This is a genomic window from Arthrobacter sp. 05T47 (genome assembly GCF_056395825.1).
Window position 1 is genome coordinate 1 of sequence record NZ_JBFTKG010000127.1, and the last position, 1,643, is coordinate 1,643.

Below are 1,643 nucleotides of genomic sequence, written 5' to 3' on the forward strand. Positions count from 1 at the left end.
GCGCCGCCCCGTCCACCGCGATGTCCGCCACGGTCAGCCCTTGACGTACGGTATGCCGTCGGCTGCCGGCGGCCGGGAGCGGCCAACCAGTCCGGCCACGGCAAACACGGTCACGACGTACGGCAGCATGGCCATGAACTGGCTCGGTACCGGGGTGCCGATGATCGTCACGATGCTCTGCAGGTTGTCGGCGAAGCCAAACAGCAGCGCGGCGAAGAACGCCCCGATCGGGTTCCAGCGGCCCAGGATCATGGCGGCGAGGGCGATGAAGCCGCGGCCGCCGGAGATTTCCTTGGTGAAGCTGTCGATCGCCACGAGGGTGAAGAACGATCCGCCGATTCCGGCGACGGCCCCGCCCATCGTGACGTTCCAGAAGCGGGTCGCGTTGACCTTGATGCCCAGCGTGTCAGCCGCCTGAGGGTGCTCGCCCACAGCCCGGACGCGCAGGCCCCACTTGGTCTTGAACAGTCCAATCCAGATCACAATCACGGCGATATACATCAGATATCCCACAACGGACTGCTTGAACAGGATGGGCCCGATCACGGGGATGCCGGAAAGGACCGGGATGTYGATGATGGGCAGCCGGCCGGGAGAGTTGTATTTCTCCGGGTCGGACTGCATCACGGTGGTGAACAGGAAGCCGGTGAGCCCGGAGACCAGGACGTTGAGCACGACGCCGACGATGATTTGGTTAACCACGTATTTGATGCTGAACAGMGCCAGCACCATGGAGACCAGGGCGCCGGCAACGGCTGCCGCCAGCAGTCCCAGGTAGGGGTTGTGGGTCAGGCTGGCGACGAGCGCGGCCGTGAAGGCACCGCCCAGGAGCTGGCCTTCGATGGCGATGTTCACGACGCCGGCGCGTTCGCACAGCACCCCGGCGAGGGAGCCGCAGACGCTCGGCACGGCCAGGGTCACGGATCCGGCGATGAGGCCGGCCAGCGAAATGCTGGGGGTCCGGGCTCCGCCCACCACCCAGATCAGGAAGGCGACCACGAACACGACGGTGAACACGGCCGGCAGCCAGCGTGGGGGCCGGGCGTTCTGTTTCGCCTTCAGGACCAAGGCGTAGCCCGCGAGGCCCAGCAGGATCAGGGAGAGCACCATCCCGGACAGGAATGCAGGGACTTGGATCGCGGGGAGTTGGAAGAAGTCGCCACCGGAGGAAACCYCGAACTTGGCGGTTCCTTGCGGGCCCAGGAGGCCGAAGAAGATGAAGGCGACGGTGGCCAGCACCGCCAGGGTGACCGGCAGCTTCCAGGTTACGGGCTTCGCGGACACAGCGGGCCTGCGGCCCTTGTCCGGCTGGGATTCCCCCTGAACGGGTGAGGTTGCTGTTGTGCTCATGCGGCACCTCCGGTGGTTGCTGCCTGCTTGGTTTTGCCGGCGGTCGCGGGCTTCTTCTTGCGCGGGTTCAGTCCGAAGATCGACCGGACCAGGGGCGGAGCCGCGATGAACAGCACAATGAGCGACTGGACCACGAGGACGATGTCGATCGGAGTTCCGGTCTGGATCTGCATCTGGACGGCGCCTGCGCGGAAGGCTCCGAACAGCAGGCCGGCGGCAAAGGTGCCCCACGGCGACGAGCGTCCCAGCAGCGCCACGGTGATCGCGTCAAAGCCGTAGGTTGCCGCGACACC

Annotated in this window: 1 protein-coding gene and 1 pseudogene; both read right to left on the minus strand. The window is 66.2% G+C overall.

What is annotated here, in order from left to right; translation table 11 throughout:
* Positions 1-33 precede the first annotated feature (33 nt).
* Positions 34-1,350 carry an ABC transporter permease gene (locus tag AC1DEY_RS23215; RefSeq protein ID WP_476870053.1) on the minus strand — a complete coding sequence of 439 codons (1,317 nt, stop codon included), beginning with the start codon at positions 1,348-1,350 and terminating at the stop codon, positions 34-36.
* Positions 1,347-1,643, minus strand: a pseudogene (locus tag AC1DEY_RS23220) (ABC transporter permease); the annotation flags it as partial. The pseudogene AC1DEY_RS23220 and the gene AC1DEY_RS23215, both read right to left, overlap by 4 nt.